This is a genomic window from Alistipes sp. UBA1686 (genome assembly GCF_002320215.1).
GTDB classification, from domain to species: Bacteria; Bacteroidota; Bacteroidia; order Bacteroidales; family Rikenellaceae; genus Alistipes; species Alistipes onderdonkii.
This window is the reverse complement of the sequence record NZ_DCKA01000012.1, coordinates 1-15,466: the sequence shown is the minus strand read 5'-3', so window position 1 is coordinate 15,466 and position 15,466 is coordinate 1. Positions and strand designations below refer to the sequence as shown.

Below are 15,466 nucleotides of genomic sequence, written 5' to 3'. Positions count from 1 at the left end.
GCCCCGCAGAAGGGCTGTCCCGCTAATAGCGAATTTAGGACGGGGTATCGGGATAAAAGTCCGCAGGACACAACCAGGGGTCTGGAGCTACGATTTTTGCCTATTATGTACGATTTTATCCCGGAATTTTTTGCAGGATACGCACGGAGCATCGTAAAAAAAGGTGCGGAAGGCATCCCGTCCGGGCGGCGGGAGGGACAAAAAAGCCGCACCACGGAAAACGGTGCGAAACCGGCTGCCGGAAATTCCCGGCAGGGCAGCGAAAAACGGGCGGAGCGGAAGAAGCGTTCCGCTCCGCCCGCTGCGGTATTATTCGTCCCCGACGGTCAGGCGGCCAACGGAGCGGCCATCGCTACCCCATCGGCGTGTCCTGCGGGCGACAGCCGGGAAAAGATTGCACGGCTGCCGGGAACTATACAGGGATAACAGAAGAGCGAGTGTGTGGAGGAAGAGGGCAACCGAAGGTTCCCGGAAACAGCCGGGAATAACCGGAGCGCAAGCGAGGAGTACCGGAAGCGAACGGGGATAACAGGGGACAGACGAGGGCTACCGGAATAGACCGGGCAACAACCGGGCAGGGACTACCGCGGCAGCAGCCTGTCGATGAACAGCACGCCGTCCAGATGGTCGACCTCGTGCTGGAAAATGACGGCCGTGAACCCTTCGACCGTATCGGCGGCCATGCGCAGGGACTCCTCGTCCAGGTACCGGACGACGATCCTCTCCGAACGCAGGACACTGCCCGAGACACCGGGGATGGAAAGGCACCCTTCGGAACCCGGAAGCCGGGTCTGGGAATACCAGACGATTTCGGGGTTGACATAGAAGCAGAACGGCTCACCGGGTTTGTCGAAACGCTGCACGGCGATCAGCCTGCGTGACACCCCGACCTGGGGCGCGGCGATCCCCACGCCCCGGTCGGTCGTGTCGCACACCGTAGCCAGCATCCCCTCCTTGAGCATCCGGAAATGGGCGGACTGCAACTCCTCGCGCCCCAGCGGGACAGCCTTGCGGCGCAGGAACAGCGAATCGCCGGGGTCGGCGACCGTCCACAGGCGCATGATGTGCCCCTGCTGCGAGGCGATCACGCCGCATTCGGCATCGGTAAAGCCCCGCAGGGCACTGCATGAGGCCGCAAGGCACAGGCACACGATAAGCAGATTCTTCATGGAAGGTATGTTATGGCAGATCAAAGGTAGCGAAAAATGCAGTACGGCGGAAATTCCGCCGCACCGATATTCTACCGTGCAGTAGCGTATCACGGCATTTTATCCTATATTTGCCGTATGAACGAAAAATTACTGTTCCGGCGCGCCCGCCCCGCCGACACGGAGCGCATCATGGAGATCATCCGGCAGGCGCAGGCGCAGATGCGGGCACTGGGAAGCCTGCAATGGCAGGACGGCTACCCGGCAACGGCCGATATCGGACACGATATCGCCTGCGGCTACGGATGGGTCTTCGAGAAACCGGAGGCGGGAAAGAGCACGGATGCACGGGGAACCGACGGCACGGGGGCTGCGGGGTTCCGGGCTGTAACGGCTGCCGCGGGGAAAACAACGGGCACGGAGGCGGCCGGCAAAACAGGAGTATCCGGCGCTGACGAAACGGCAGCGGCGGCGGAAGAGGCGGAAAAAGCGGGAGAAGCGGGAGGACGAGGAGAAACAGAGCCTGCAAAAGCGGCCGCGGCACAGGGCAACGTCATCGCCTACGGGGCCGTGGTTTTCGACGGGGAACCCGCTTACGACGCCATCGAAGGGGCATGGCTCACCGACGGAGAGTATGTCGTACTGCACCGCATGGCGGTGGCCGACGGTGAGAAAGGCCGCGGGGTGGCGACGGAGTTTATGCGGCGCGTCGAAGCGATGGCGCACGGGCGCGGCACGGGCAGTATGCGCGTCGACACCAATTTCGACAACCGTTACATGCTGCGCATGCTCGGACGGCTGGGGTTCGTCTATTGCGGCAAGGTACGCTACCGGAGCGGCGAACGGCTGGCATTCGAGAAACCCCTCGGGACATGAGGGCATAAAACGAGGGAACCGGCCATACGGCCGGTTCCCTCTTCAGGATGAGTGCGTCACTATACCCTGTAACAACTCCCCGGGAGAAATATCATAATAATCACATAGGTCAGCCAAGGTCGACAGCGTGATATCGGTATATCCGGCTTCGATCCGGCCGACATTCAGTCCGGTATCGAAACGCACGACTTCCTGAGTCAGGTTTAGCCTCCGTCTGGCCTTGGCCAGCCTGTCTGCAACCTGCCCGACAAAAAAGTCATTTTGCCGCTGCCTTTTCATAGTGCAAATTACCGCATTTATACCCTGATTTATAACTACAAATAAGTAGTTGACAGGATGATACCGTTTCCACTGAAGTCCTGTGACGGATAATCCGCCGATTTCAGCCCGAATGCACCACAATCGCACCGTTTCGGAATATCCCGTAACCGATGCCCCGGCCTTCACCAGGTTAAAATGTACCAAAAAATCAAGCCGTGCAAGATAACGCAGCAACCTATCGTACCTTTCGGAATCCCCACTTCCTATACAAATATACACAATAAGCGACTATTTGATCCCGGCGACGGGAATTCAAAATCCGGTTATTCGGCACAACGCAAAAAAAGCGGGCTGCGTCGTGCAACCCGCCTTGCCGGTGCGGCAATCCCGCCCGGGAAGGAATGTTATTGCTCCTCCTGGTAATAGACCTTGTAAAATTTGCCCTTCTCGTCCTCGCCCTGCTCCAGCAGATTGCGGTTGCCGTGGACATAGATATGGAAATTGCGGTCGAGCTTGATGACGCTCTTATAGGCGCGCGCCTGTTTCCTGACGGCGGAATCGGAAATGGCGAACTCATCCTCGATACGGATCTCGCGCTCCTGCTCGTACTCCTGTTTGTAGCGAGAGAAGCTCTCCATGACCTCGGGCTGGCGGATCACCTTTTCGGAAAAGTCGTCGAGCGAAAAACAGTCCTGCTCCCGGAAGTATTTCATCGTCTCGTTGAGCATCTCGGCCTGGTCGGCCTTCGACACGTCGAACTCCGAGGGAAGGTGCCCGGTCACGTATTTCTTGCACATGGCCAGGACGTTGTGCGTGTTGTGGTAGTTGTCCTGCCGCGGGCGGACATGCAGGAAATCGTCGATCCAGTAACGCGCTTCCGCCCGGTTGGTGTTGTCCACGACGCAGACGGCGAAGCCTTCTTCGCGCTCGGTATCGAACACGAGGCACCCTTTGTCCAGTTTGTCGACGTTGATTCCCTGGCAGGAGGAGATATGCAGCTGCCCGTCCTGCTCCCCGACATCAAGGAACGTATCGCGGGTCTCGGACTTGAAAAGCCCGACGGCATCGACCGCCTCGCCCCCGAAACGGCAGCCGGTGAAATAGACGACGTAAAATTCGCCGCCCTTGATCTGCGGGTGTGTGCCCGTCTCGTAAAGGTGCCGGGCAAGGCCCACGGAGTTGTCGTAGAACGTCTCCCGGTCGTCGAACACCTTGCAGACGAAATTATAGACCTCGTTGCAAGCCAGGTCGGTTTCGTGGTGGAGGTTGTAGTACTCCTCGGATTTGAAACCTCCGGCGAAATAGGCGGTCAGGGTCTGCATCAGGCCGGTGTCGCCGACCTGGCCGGACAATGCGGGGGCGACGAGCAGGGGCTCGTCCTTGGCCTTGTTCCCGACGATATGCACGGCCAGCGCCGCGATCCGGGTATCTTCCGTATATAACATGGCTGTGAACGGTTATTCGTAAAACGCGGGACAAAGGTGGCAAAATTTTCAGCCCCGGCCAAGGAATACGGCCGTTATTTCCCGTGGCAGGCCGTTTGCACTCCCGATAATTTGCCTATTTTTGCAGGACGACAAATACCTGAAACCATGGAAAACAGAATCACTTCGCTGTTCGGCATACGCTACCCCATCGTCGCGGGCGGCATGATCTGGTGCAGCGGCTGGCGGCTGGCCGCAGCCGTAAGCGAAGCAGGCGGACTGGGGCTGATCGGCTCCGGCTCGATGACGCCCGACCTGCTGCGCGAGCATATCCGCAAATGCCGCGCGGCGACCTGTAAACCGTTCGGCGTGAACGTCCCGCTGATGTACCGCTACGCAGAAGAGATCATGGGCGTCATCATGGAGGAACGCGTACCCGCAGTGTTTACCTCGGCGGGCAGCCCGAAAACATGGACGGCCCGCCTGCACGAAGCGGGATGCAAGGTGGCGCACGTGATTTCGAGCACAAAGTTCGCCCTGAAAAGCCAGCAGGCAGGGGTCGATGCCGTGGTAGCAGAGGGCTTCGAGGCCGGCGGCCACAACGGACGCGAGGAGACCACGACGATGGTGCTCGTACCCCGGGTGCGGCAGGCCGTGGCGATACCGCTGATCGCCGCAGGCGGCATCGCCACCGGGCGCGGTATGCTGGCGGCGTTCGCGCTGGGAGCCGAGGGCATCCAGATGGGAACGCGGTTCGCGCTTTCGGAGGAGAGTTCCGCCAGCGACGCATTCAAGAAACTCTGTATCGGACTGCAGGAGGGCGACACGATGCTCGCGCTGAAGAAACTCAGTCCGACACGCCTGATCCGCAACGACTTTTTCCGTGCGGTCGAGGAGGCGGAGAACAGGGGTGCGACGGCCGAAGAGTTACAGCAGCTGCTTGGACGCGGACGCTCGAAACGGGGCATCTTCGAAGGCGACCTGACGGACGGCGAACTGGAAATCGGGCAGGCAGCCTCGCTGATCCGCGAGCTGCCGACGGCGGGACAAATCGTCCGCGAAACCATTGCGGAATACGAGGCCGGGCTGCAGGGACTTGTAAGGCAAGCCGGGCAGGGAGCAGCCCTTGCGGCCGATGAGCAAGGGTACGCCCGGTAATCCGGTGGGTTCCCGCCGGACCGGGTTTCAGAACCGGCATCCAGACTCCGAATGCCCCGTAAGTGAGGTCGAATGAAAATGGTTTATTATCGGTCCAGCCCTCCGGAATCGGGGCAGCCAAGGATGGAAATGGCAAGTCCCGGCAATATTTTCAATCAGACCCTGTCCGACAAGACTCGGCAGGCAGGAGTACAGGACATTTGTATGTGCCCAGGATCAGCCTGGAAGTGTAATAATGCGCAAAAATTCGGAGAATATTTTGCACGTTTGGAAATTTTGTTTACCTTTGCACCACGATAATACGGGAAAGAAGTGCTTCCGACCGCAATTATCGGGATGGTGCCATAGCTCAGTTGGTAGAGCAAAGGACTGAAAATCCTTGTGTCCCCGGTTCGATTCCTGGTGGTACCACAAAAGAAACAGAAACCCTTGATTCCGTTTGGAATCAAGGGTTTCTGTTTCTCCCAGGGCAAAACAAGCGATGTTTCGGTGCCTATTTTCAAGTAAAACCCGCACAAGTCCGCAACATGGGAAATGCCTTCTGCGAATTGCAGAAGGCATTTCCAGAAAGTTTTACAGAAAAACCGGGTCGTCAGAACAGCAGCGGGCCGGCGGCGCGGGAAGAGGCCTTCATGACCGTGGCTCCGCCCTTGACCGACACGGGTATCGAAGCGCGCGTATAGACGCTCACTTCGCCCACCGAAGGATCGCTCACCAGCGTGAGCGTATTGCCCGACTCATCGAACGACACTTCGTAAGAGCTGCCCCAGGGCGTATTGTCGCTGTATTTACCCGAAAGCATCTTGTTGCCGATCAGGTAGGAACCCGTGTATTTCTGGTATCCGACCTGCTCGATCTGCTGGTAGATTTCGAAGGTCTTATCCGAAGCGAACGACACGTAAGCATCGAATACGCCGGGGGCTGCCCCGTTCCACGAAACGAGGTGCCATTCGCCCACGAGCTGCTTGGCCAGCGGCGAAGCGTCGTCGCCTTTCGACGAAGAGCCGCAGCCGGCGAACATGCACAAACCGAGCACGGCGAATAAGGTATAAAGAGTTTTTCTCATGATCTTATCGTTTATTATAACCAACCTCCGTTCGCATTTTCCGTCGCGCGGGCGATGACGGCGAATTCCTTGGTGATCTCCTGACCGCCCATCGAACTGCCGCCGCCCACACTCCCGCCGCCGGCAATAGCCGTGACGGAGATCTTGGCGACACCGGGTTTGGTGCAGTGGATCATCAGTTTGCCGTAGGAGATCGAAGGAGCCTCGGTGATGCCGAGCTTATCCATATTCTCCCGCGTCATCTCGACCCGCAGATAGGTCAGGTTCGAAGCCGAGCCGCCGAAATATTTGGTCAGGGCCACGAGCTGCTTGGTGCCGACCTTGGCCCGCAGGCAGGGTGTCCCTTCGACCTGCATGAGCAGCTGGTACGCGTCGATCGACCCGGTACCCATCTTCTTGCGGTAGTCGGCCAGTACAAGGCCGGTTTTCGAACCATCGAGATAGGTTTCCATATCATTCACCGAGGTGAGGATCATGGTCTTGAATTCGTCGAGCGTGAATTTCTTTCCCTTTTCCAGCGCATAGGAGAGCCCGAGCGCCGCGACGCCCGAAACGTGCGGGCAGGCCATCGACGTACCCTGCATGAAGCCGTAATCGGCACCGTTGTATTCCGACAACTCGGAAGGAACCGTCGACAGGACTTCGGCGTAGGTCTTGGCCGCATCGGCACTGATCTTATAGTCGCCGCCGGGAGCCGAGATATTGCAGCCCGGGCCGTAATTGGTGTAATAGGCCGGCAGGTAATCGGGCGAGAAGGAGGTCACGGAGATATAATCGTGGTAAGCCCCCGGGTAGCCCGACATGGCAGTAGCATCGTTGCCGGCGGCAAAGATGACCACGCCGCCGTCGACGGCATCGCAGTTCTGAGATTCGATGAAATACTTGATGGCATTGTACTGCACGCCCGAGCCGCGTTCATAGGCGCTGTCCGAAGTATAGGTTCCGGCCTTGCTTCCGAACGAACACTGGATGATCGCAGCTCCGTTGTCAGCGGCATACTTGATGGCTTCGGCGGAAGTGGTGATAGCCCCCGAGGTGGCGTCGTTGCCCGAGAATATCTGGCACGACATGAGTTTCACCCCGTCGTTGCGCCCCGTGCCGCCAGCCACGCCGCAAACACCGACGCCGTTGTTATTGACGGCGGCCACCGTACCGGCCACATGTGTCCCGTGCCCCGAATCGCCTTTGTTCTCGCCGCCGACCCAGACCTCGCGATCCCAGGAGACGGCACCGCGCGTGACGAAGTTATACCCGTAAATATCGTCGATATAGCCGTTCCCGTCGTCGTCGGCACCCGTAGCCCCGTTTTTCTCCTGCGTATTGATCCACATGTTCGCCGCAAGGTCGGGGTGCGTATATTTCACGCCCTGATCCACGATGGCGACCACCACGCCGGGGTTACCGGCCGTGATCGCCCAGGCATCCTGGGCGTTGATGTCGGCCCCGGCGCGGGACGTCGAGGCAACGGTCTTGTCGCCGTTGTTGTTGTAGTGCCACTGGCGGGAAAGCTGCGGATCGTTGAACCGCCCCGCGGCTGCGGCGCGGGTGGCAGCCATATCGGCAGCCGTCAGCGGTCGGCGCGGCCCTACCGAGGTCACATAAAGCTTCGTGTTGAACTCGACATTCCGGACTTCGGCCACGGCGGCCAGTTTCAGGGCGGCGGCTTCGAGGTCGGCCTGCTCGTCGAAAGTCACGACATACCATTTGTGCAGGCCTGCGGCACGCGTACGCTCCTCATGGCGGGGTGTGTAGGGGAATACACGGCGCAGGGAGGTGATTTCAAGCCCCTGCAACACTTCGTCGACCGGGGCAATGCCCGAACGGGTCAGTACTGCAGCGTCCCCGGCATCGCCGCGCGTTGCGGCGAAGGAAGCCGCCGTAGCCTCGATGGTCGGCACGGCAGCATCGTCGAAACAAACGATCAGCGACCCCTGCTTGGCATCGTAAGGCGTGTTGATCAGCTTCGCGGCGGCTGCGGTATTCGCAGAAGAATTCCCGCCGTCGGCACCATCCATCGCCGGATCGGCGGTACACGCCGCCAGCAACAGCACGGCGAAAAGTAGGATTTTTTTATCAGCCATAGTCTATCGGTTTTTAGAGGGCGGAGCCGACCCCTCAGAGCCGGCTCCTCCCGATAATTATTCCAACATTGCCGGAATCGGTTACTTCAAGGATACCTTCTTGCCGATCATCACGATCGCCCCCGGAGCCTGGGGCATACTGCCCTCGCTGAAGGTCGCGACCGCATCGGCCACGCCCAGGTCGGGCTGCATACCGTAACCGCCGAATGTTGCACGGTTGACAGGTTTGCCGGTCTGCTCGCTCCAAAGTACCTGAATCAATTCGGGCCCGCGCAGTTCGACGAAATTGTTGGCCGGCCGTACCTCAAGCTCCCGGGCAACAGCCGCGGCAGTTACCGCATTGGGGTCGTTTGCGGGATTTATCAGCATCAGGTAGTCGAACTGTACCAGATCGGCAGCCAAATTCGTGAATTTGCCCGTGGTTGGATCATAATTGCCGAAACCACCCCAATAGATACCTTTGAAGGTGTAGCCCTGCGTCACATAATTCGGGTTCGGAACGAATGCAAGGATTCCGTCATCGACATAGCCTGCATAGAGACAACCCTGGCTGCCATTTATTCCCGTGGGATTCTCTTCGTAGGTGAACATGTTGCCGACATGATAGGTCTTGAACATACCGATGTGGCAGGTCGGCATCGGGCTGACCAGTCCGTTGTACTTTGCCAGGAACGTGTCGTCTTTCGTATCCAGATTCGAAGCAAGGTAGGACGAAAGTCCCTTGACTTTGACGTAATTAGGATCGTCAGCATTCTCACTGAACGTGACCTTGCCGAGGTATTGGCGGTTGGTGGCATCATTTTCGTCGAATGCATCCACGGCATAGTAATTCCACGTCGTATTGAAGAGATCGTCTTTGCTCACCTCACCCTTGACGTCGTCGAATTTATACTTCTGCTGCATGGGGTCTTCCTTACCGGCGGTAGTCTGCTCGACGGCATAGACCTTGGAGAAATACCCGTTGAAAGCCGACACCAGGAGCGTATAGCTCGTACCGCTGTTCAGGCCGACGAGGAACGGAACCAAAGACTCTTTGCCGTTGATCTTCGCGAGCTCTTCTTCCGTGAACGCATCGCCCGAGGATTTGGCAACCTGTCCCAACTGTGCCGTGCTCAGGCCTGCCAGGTCGGAAGTCTTGAACAAACCCCAATAACCCGACTGGATATTCTGTCCGAACAGGATCGCCTTGATCGAATTCTCGGGGGTATAGCCCAACGCCTCTTTTTCCCAGGAAAGTTCGGTTCTTACCGAAAGGATAACCGCATTCTGGGACTCCTCACCCGACTTGACGTACCCGAACGAGAGGAACGAACGCCCTACCAGTTCGCCGGCCGTGTTGTACATATTGCCGACGACCGAATAAACGCCCGTATCGTCGAACGAAGCGGAAACCGTGCCGGAAGCCGTGATTTCGGTGGAAGGGGTCTCACCCGATTCGATCTCGCCCGAACGGACGTCGGCCAACGCGTCGCTCATCGAGCCGTTGAAGAACGCGTATTTCACCTTGGCCACGTCCGCACCGAACTTGAAGCCGACCTTGACCACACCGGCCGCAGGCTCGGTGTTCGTCAGTGCGAGCGTATAGTCGTATGCCTTGGCACCCGGAAGCATGATCCGTTGCAGACCGCTGCCGTTGGCGCCGTACCACCCGCCGGAGACCGTGAAGTTCACCATGATGCCGGTGGCCGGGAAGGTAATGATACCGTCCTTGAGCGTACCGTAGAGGCTGGCCGACTCGCTCACGGAGGAGAAGTTGGCATTGACCTTCGAAGCAATTTCGATCTCGCCGTCACCTCCGAGCGTCACGCCCGTCGTCTGGTAAGGGATCCACACGGCATCGGGGTTGGTGGCGTCGATAATGATATTGGGTTCGGTGCAAGCCTGTGCGGTTCCGTTAAAGAGGGCCCGGATCAAATCCTGCGTAAAGGGATTCATGCGGTAGTAACCGGGTTTGTCGGCCCGCTCGTAAATCTCCACGTCGACCTCGGCGTTGGGGTTGGCGGTATTGAACAGCGTCGAAATGATGTCGTCGCGCCACTTGCCCTTGGTCTCGCCGCCTTTGCCCGTCAGTTTGTTCCACTTCACGCGGGTCACGCTGAAGGCGAAGCCCGTGGCTTTTTCACCATAGACGGAGGCGTACTTCTTGTCCTCGATATTGACCTCGCATTTATAGGTGGTACCGATTTCGGCCTGCGGGAACTGAATGCTGAAGGTCGTCTCCTCCTGCCCGTCGGCAAATTCGATCTGCGAGGGAACGAAGATTCCCTCCTCACTCGACGTTACGGCCACGGGAACTACGATCGCACCCTCGCTCTTCAGGCGGCGTACGGTGAACGTCATCTCGGTCGGAGCCGCGGGGTCGAGTTCCTTGGAACCTATATTCTCCTGCGTAGGGAAATAGACGCTGTAACAATCGGGATCTTCGGGTTCCCCGGGGTTGAAGTTCTCGTCGTCGTTACACCCCACGAAGAGGAACGCCGCCAGGAACACATATAATAAACTCTTGAGTGTTTTCATATTTTGTCGATGTTATCCGGTTCAAAACTTATTTAACTACGCATCCGTCGGTCAAACCAGCTCCGCTGCCGTTAACAGGGAACGTACCCTCGTTGTTGTTATCCTTGACAGGGTCGATAGCCGCATTGGCGTTGGTCTCCCCGGTGGGGATACGCATCAGCAGGATACCGTCCGTCGCCGCGATGTTGAACGCCCAGGCATCGGGGAAGTCCGACTTGCCGTCCGTCGTGCACCGCACGAGGTTCTTCTTCAGACGCATGATGTCGGTATAGGCATGGCCCTCGCCCCACAACTCGACGCGGCGCTGCCACCAGATCTCGCTCTGGAAAGCCTCGGGAGTCGTGGCGGCGCACGAATACGAAGGATCGCGGTAGGTCTTGACCCAATTCTCGAGCAGGGACTTGCCGCCGCCGAGGTTGCCGCCCATGGCCATGGCCTCGGCCTGGATGAGAAGCATCTCCTCGGCACGCATGATACACCAGTCGCCCGCGTTGATGTCCGTACCGCACTTATTTTCATAAGGCGCGAACTTCACGTTGGTATAGGGCTGGAAGGCACGCTTGACATTGGGAATCGCCAGCGAGCTGATGGCCGAGCCGGTCACGCCGTCCCAGTCCATGTGGTCGAGCAGCGGCGATTCGAGGCTGGCGTTGATCCACCATCCCTTGCGCACGTCCGTATCGGGGATCATGTTGTAAAGCAGCGAATTGATACGCTTATACAAACCCTGGCTGGTGGTATAACCGCGGGCAAAGGAGCAGAGGTGTCCGCCCCAGGTGATATTGCGGTAGTTGGCGGGGGTGTCGGCAGCCTTGTAGATGCCGGCCCAGATCCACGACGGGGAGTTGGCACTGTTGAAACCGGGAGCCGACACGTCGTCCTTGGAGAGGAACGTGTAGCCGCTCAGGGCAGCTTCGGCATCGGTGGCAGCTTCGCCCCAGTTGTTCATCACCAGGTTCACGCGGGCACGCATTCCGTAAGCCACGTTCCGGTCGGCGGCGGCCTTGCTCGTGCGCTGGAAACCCTCGAGGTCGGCGATGGCCTGCGTCAGATCGTCGTAGATCAGCTTGTAGATCTCGGCATTGGTGGCACGGGGGTTCGCACCGGCACGCTCGGCCGGCATGTCCCACGTCACGATGGGTACCGTCGGTTTGTCCTCGTTGCCCTTGTAGGTGAACTGGAAACGCTGCGCCAGCGTGAAGTTGGCGAACGCACGCGCCACCAGAGCCTGGCCGCGATAGTGGATAAGCGTCTGGTTTTCGGTATCCGCAGGGATCGTAGCCAGGATGTCGTTGGCCTGCTTGTTCAGCTTGTAGCAGAAATTCCAGGTGAACATGGGCACGGCATAGTTGGCGTTGCGATCCGAATACTCGAACGCAACCGAAAACCACTCGTAGTCGCTGTTGTCCGATACCATGTCGGCACCGTTGCCGTCGGTGGCGATACATACGGCAGGATAGCTGAAGTCGTTGTGGAAAGGCGTGGCGCTACCTCCGGCCCAGTTGGGCAGGAGCTTCGTGAAGATCGAAGACAGGGTGTTGATATCCGCCTGCAGACGTTCGGGGTTGTCCTCCACGACCTCCTTTTTCTGATCCTCGGTCACAATACCGCTCTCGGGGAACGTATCGAGGTCGGAGCAGGAGACCATAACCGCCGTCCCCAGGGCAAATACCCATATTTTATTGATTGCTTTCATATACACGTTGTTATTTGATTGTGCCAAAATTAGAACGTCAGGTTAATACCGCCCGAAATGGTACGCAGGGCCGAATAGGAGGTGTTGTCCGCAGTACCCGTACCGCCGAATACGATGCGGGGGTCGAGACCTTCGCGGGCGGAGAAGACGGCGAGGTTGTCACCCGAGAAATAGATGCGGATGCTGCCCAGGCCGATCTTGTTCGACCACTTCTTGGGAAGGGTATAGCCTACCGTCACATTGTTGACCGAAAGGTAGTCGGAGCTTACGAGGAAGCGCGACGAATATTTCTGGTTCGAATCGTCGGACGAGTTCAGGCGCGGGACATTCGTGTTGGGGTTCTCGGGCGTCCAGGCCTTGAGGGCATCCTTGTGGAAGTTCATACCCAGGTTATCGCCGTAGTGCATCAATTCGTGGTAGGTGTTGTCGTAGAGTTTGCCACCGAGCTGGTAAGCGAACTGTGCCGAGATATCCACGCCGTAGAAGCTCAGCGAAGTGGCGAAGCCGCCGCTCACCTTGGCCAGCGTGCTGCCCTGGCGGGCCTGGCGGGCGTTGTCGTAAACATCCGTGGTCGAATAATCGCCGTTGTCGGGGTCTACGTACCAGAGCGACTTACCGGTGTTGGGATCGACACCCGCATAGGTCTTCAGGTAGGAGTCGTACATCGAGCCGCCCACCTCGCGGATCGCCATCGAGTAAACCAGTCCCGTCTCGGGCACGTCGCCGTCGAGCGAGAGGATCTTGTTCTTGTAGTGCGTCATATTGAGATCCAGATCCCACGAGAAATTCTTATAGCGCAGCAACCCGGCGGACAGCTGGATCTCGACACCGGCGTTGCGCATCGAACCCACGTTGATAGGCTGCCGCGAGTAACCCAGCGAAGGAGGTACGGGTTTGTAGTAGAGCATGTCCGAGGTCTTGCGCGAGAAATACTCGACGCTACCGCTCAGGCGGTCGTCCCAAAGGCCGAACTCGACACCCACGTTGAGCGAGTGCGAGGACTCCCACGTAATGTTCTTATTACCCTTGTAGTTGAGCGTCAACGAGAAATCGCCGTCGACACGGCCTACCGAATACTGATCCTGGTAGGGATAGTAGTTGCTGTAACCGCTGGGATCGAGCAGGTCGTCGTTACCCTGGATACCATACGAAGCCTTCAGTTTCAGCATGTTGAGCCACTTCACATCCTTCAGGAAGTTCTCCTTGGTCAGCAGCCATGCACCACCCACGGAACCGAAGTTACCCCAGCGGTGGTCGGGATGGAAGCGCGACGAAGCATCGCGGCGGTAGGATGCCGAGAAGAAATACTTGCCGTCGTAGTCGTACTGCACACGCGAGAGAATACCCATTGTAAAATAGGTATCGGTGTAGGACGAAACCTGCGGGGTCTCATAGATCGTGTTGTCCAGCTCCCCTACATTGGGATTGTAAAGGTCGGTGTTGCTGCCCGAGAGGTACTGCATCTTCAGCGAATAGTTCTCGAAGCCGACCAGCACGTCGAAGTTGTGCTTCTGGGCGAACGTTCTCTTGTACGAAGCCAGGTACTGCTGGTTGACGCCGAACGTACGCGACTGCGCAACGGAGACCGAACCTTTGCCGATATAGGAACCGTAGTAGGAGTTATAAAGGTGGTTCGCACGGCGGTTGATGGCGCTGGCACTGATGTTGGCCGTGACGTTCAGCCCCTCGACGGGCGTCACGGTCGCAAACCAGTTGCCGTTGATCGCATCAGTATAGGTGCGGTGGCGATCCAGGTCGATCGAGATCATGGGGTTGGCACCGCCCGAGAACGAGCGTATCTGGTTGGTATTCACACCCGAGTCGTAGATCTTATTGCCGTGTTCGTCGTACATGATCTTCTTATCGGCATCGCGCACATACATCGGGTAGATCGGGGCAATCATGTTGGCCAGGTAGAACAGGTTGCCCGACGAACCCCAGTCGGTCTGCCCCGTAGGGGAGTTGGTAATAGCGTGCGAGAAACCGATATTGCCACCGACCTTCAGCCACTTCTTGGCCTGGTAATCGGCCTTCATACGGGTCGAATAACGGGTGAAGCCCGAATTCTTGATGATGCCCGAATCGTCGAGGTAACCGGCCGAGAGGTAGTAGTTGAGGCGTTCCGAAGCACCCGCGACGGAGACGTTGTACTCCTGGCGCAGGTTGCCGCTGCCGAACAGCTCGTCGTACCAATCGTCGGGGGTGTAGTAATACTGCCCGTCGGAGTAGCCCAGTTTGGCGTTGGGATTGAGTTTGCCGTTGGCACCGATCAGCGTCTGGCCTTCGGGAAGCGTGTAGACGTTGTAACCCGTACCGCCGTTCGTCGAGTCGAACAGGGCGGAGTTGGCAAACGCGCGCGAATCCGCCGCCGAGCTCCCGGCATAGAACTTACTGTTGTACAAAGCTTTGTAGCCCAGTTCGTAATACAGTCCCGGATCGGAAATCACGTCGTAATTGGGCACACCGCGGGAGTTGGTACCCCACTTGGCGTCGAAGGTCACGGTCGCATCCTGCGACTTGCCGCGCTTGGTGGTGACCAGCACGACGCCGTTGGCACCGCGGGCACCGTAGATGGCCGACGCGGCGGCATCCTTCAGCACCGTGATCGACTCGATATCGGCACTGTTCAGGAACGAGAGCGACCCGTCGTAAGGGGCCCCGTCCACGATATAGAGCGGAGCACTGCTCGCCGACATGGAGCCAATACCACGGATACGGATCTTGGCACTCTCACCCGGCTGTCCGTTCGACGAAACAGCCTGCACACCGGCCACGGCACCCGCCAGGGCGTTCGAAATGTTGGATACCTGGCGCTTGCCGATATCCTCGGCCTTCATCACGGAAGCAGAACCCGTAAAGGCCTCTTTTTTGGCCGTACCGTATGCTACCACGATCACGTCGTCGATCGCCTGCGTATCCTCCTTCATCACGACGTTCACACGGGTTTTTCCGGCGACAGCAATACGCTGGGGCTCATAGCCGATGAAGGTCACCAGCAGAACACCCTCCCTGGGAACAGAAATCGAGTAAGCGCCGTCAGCACTCGTCGTCGTTCCGACCGTCGTTCCGTCCACCATGACTGTGGCTCCAGCCACCGGAGCACCGGCGGCATCGGTAACTGTACCGGAAACCTGCTGGTTCTGGGCCATTGCAACGGCGCAAATCCCCAAAACGGCAATTAACGATAGTACAATTTTTCTTACCATAAGCGTTAATTTTAAATTAATTTTAAAATAAAA

The 15,466-nt window shown here is 58.2% G+C and carries 10 protein-coding genes and 1 tRNA gene; 3 read left to right on the top strand and 8 right to left on the bottom strand.

The window, feature by feature from the left end; translation table 11 throughout:
* Window positions 1-581: 581 nt before the first annotated feature.
* Window positions 582-1,169 carry a peptide deformylase gene (def, locus tag B3C38_RS04350; protein ID WP_022332814.1) on the bottom strand — a complete coding sequence of 196 codons (588 nt, stop codon included), beginning with the start codon at window positions 1,167-1,169 and terminating at the stop codon, window positions 582-584.
* 117 nt (window positions 1,170-1,286) lie between these two features.
* Between def and B3C38_RS04345 the strand changes: the two genes are divergently transcribed.
* Entirely contained in the window at window positions 1,287-2,024 is a 738-nt protein-coding gene (locus B3C38_RS04345) for a GNAT family N-acetyltransferase (RefSeq protein ID WP_256166050.1), read from the top strand.
* 42 nt (window positions 2,025-2,066) lie between these two features.
* Here B3C38_RS04345 and B3C38_RS04340 read toward each other — a convergent pair whose 3' ends face one another.
* Both B3C38_RS04340 and B3C38_RS04335 read right to left on the bottom strand, forming a co-directional pair.
* Window positions 2,067-2,303, bottom strand: a complete 237-nt coding sequence (locus B3C38_RS04340) for a helix-turn-helix domain-containing protein (protein ID WP_130065668.1) — start codon at window positions 2,301-2,303, stop codon at window positions 2,067-2,069.
* A gap of 386 nt (window positions 2,304-2,689) precedes the next feature.
* Window positions 2,690-3,730: a nucleoid-associated protein gene (locus B3C38_RS04335; protein WP_022332811.1), complete on the bottom strand. Its 1,041-nt coding sequence runs from the start codon at window positions 3,728-3,730 to the stop codon at window positions 2,690-2,692.
* A gap of 147 nt (window positions 3,731-3,877) precedes the next feature.
* On the opposite strand from B3C38_RS04335, the gene B3C38_RS04330 reads away from it, so the two are divergent.
* Together B3C38_RS04330 and B3C38_RS04325 are read left to right on the top strand one after the other, a co-directional pair.
* Window positions 3,878-4,867: an NAD(P)H-dependent flavin oxidoreductase gene (locus B3C38_RS04330; RefSeq protein ID WP_022332810.1), complete on the top strand. Its 990-nt coding sequence runs from the start codon at window positions 3,878-3,880 to the stop codon at window positions 4,865-4,867.
* Window positions 4,868-5,205: 338 nt separating this feature from the next.
* Window positions 5,206-5,278: transfer RNA gene (locus B3C38_RS04325), tRNA-Phe, on the top strand.
* 181 nt (window positions 5,279-5,459) lie between these two features.
* On the opposite strand, the gene B3C38_RS04320 is transcribed toward B3C38_RS04325, so the two are convergent.
* The 5 genes from B3C38_RS04320 to B3C38_RS04300 all read right to left on the bottom strand — a co-directional run bounded on the left by B3C38_RS04320 (window position 5,460) and on the right by B3C38_RS04300 (window position 15,433).
* The gene (locus B3C38_RS04320) at window positions 5,460-5,933 is read right to left on the bottom strand and encodes a lipocalin family protein (RefSeq protein WP_022332809.1); all 474 of its coding nucleotides are present in this window, start codon (window positions 5,931-5,933) and stop codon (window positions 5,460-5,462) included.
* A gap of 14 nt (window positions 5,934-5,947) precedes the next feature.
* The gene (locus B3C38_RS04315) at window positions 5,948-8,014 is read right to left on the bottom strand and encodes a S8 family serine peptidase (protein WP_278808713.1); all 2,067 of its coding nucleotides are present in this window, start codon (window positions 8,012-8,014) and stop codon (window positions 5,948-5,950) included.
* 81 nt (window positions 8,015-8,095) lie between these two features.
* Window positions 8,096-10,531, bottom strand: coding sequence for a hypothetical protein (locus B3C38_RS04310; protein WP_286725680.1), 2,436 nt, complete (start codon window positions 10,529-10,531; stop codon window positions 8,096-8,098).
* A 28-nt stretch (window positions 10,532-10,559) separates the two neighbouring features.
* On the bottom strand, window positions 10,560-12,227 hold the full coding sequence (locus tag B3C38_RS04305) for a RagB/SusD family nutrient uptake outer membrane protein (protein ID WP_022332806.1): 1,668 nt from the start codon (window positions 12,225-12,227) through the stop codon (window positions 10,560-10,562).
* A gap of 29 nt (window positions 12,228-12,256) precedes the next feature.
* Entirely contained in the window at window positions 12,257-15,433 is a 3,177-nt protein-coding gene (locus tag B3C38_RS04300; protein ID WP_286725677.1) for a SusC/RagA family TonB-linked outer membrane protein, read from the bottom strand.
* Window positions 15,434-15,466: the final 33 nt, after the last annotated feature.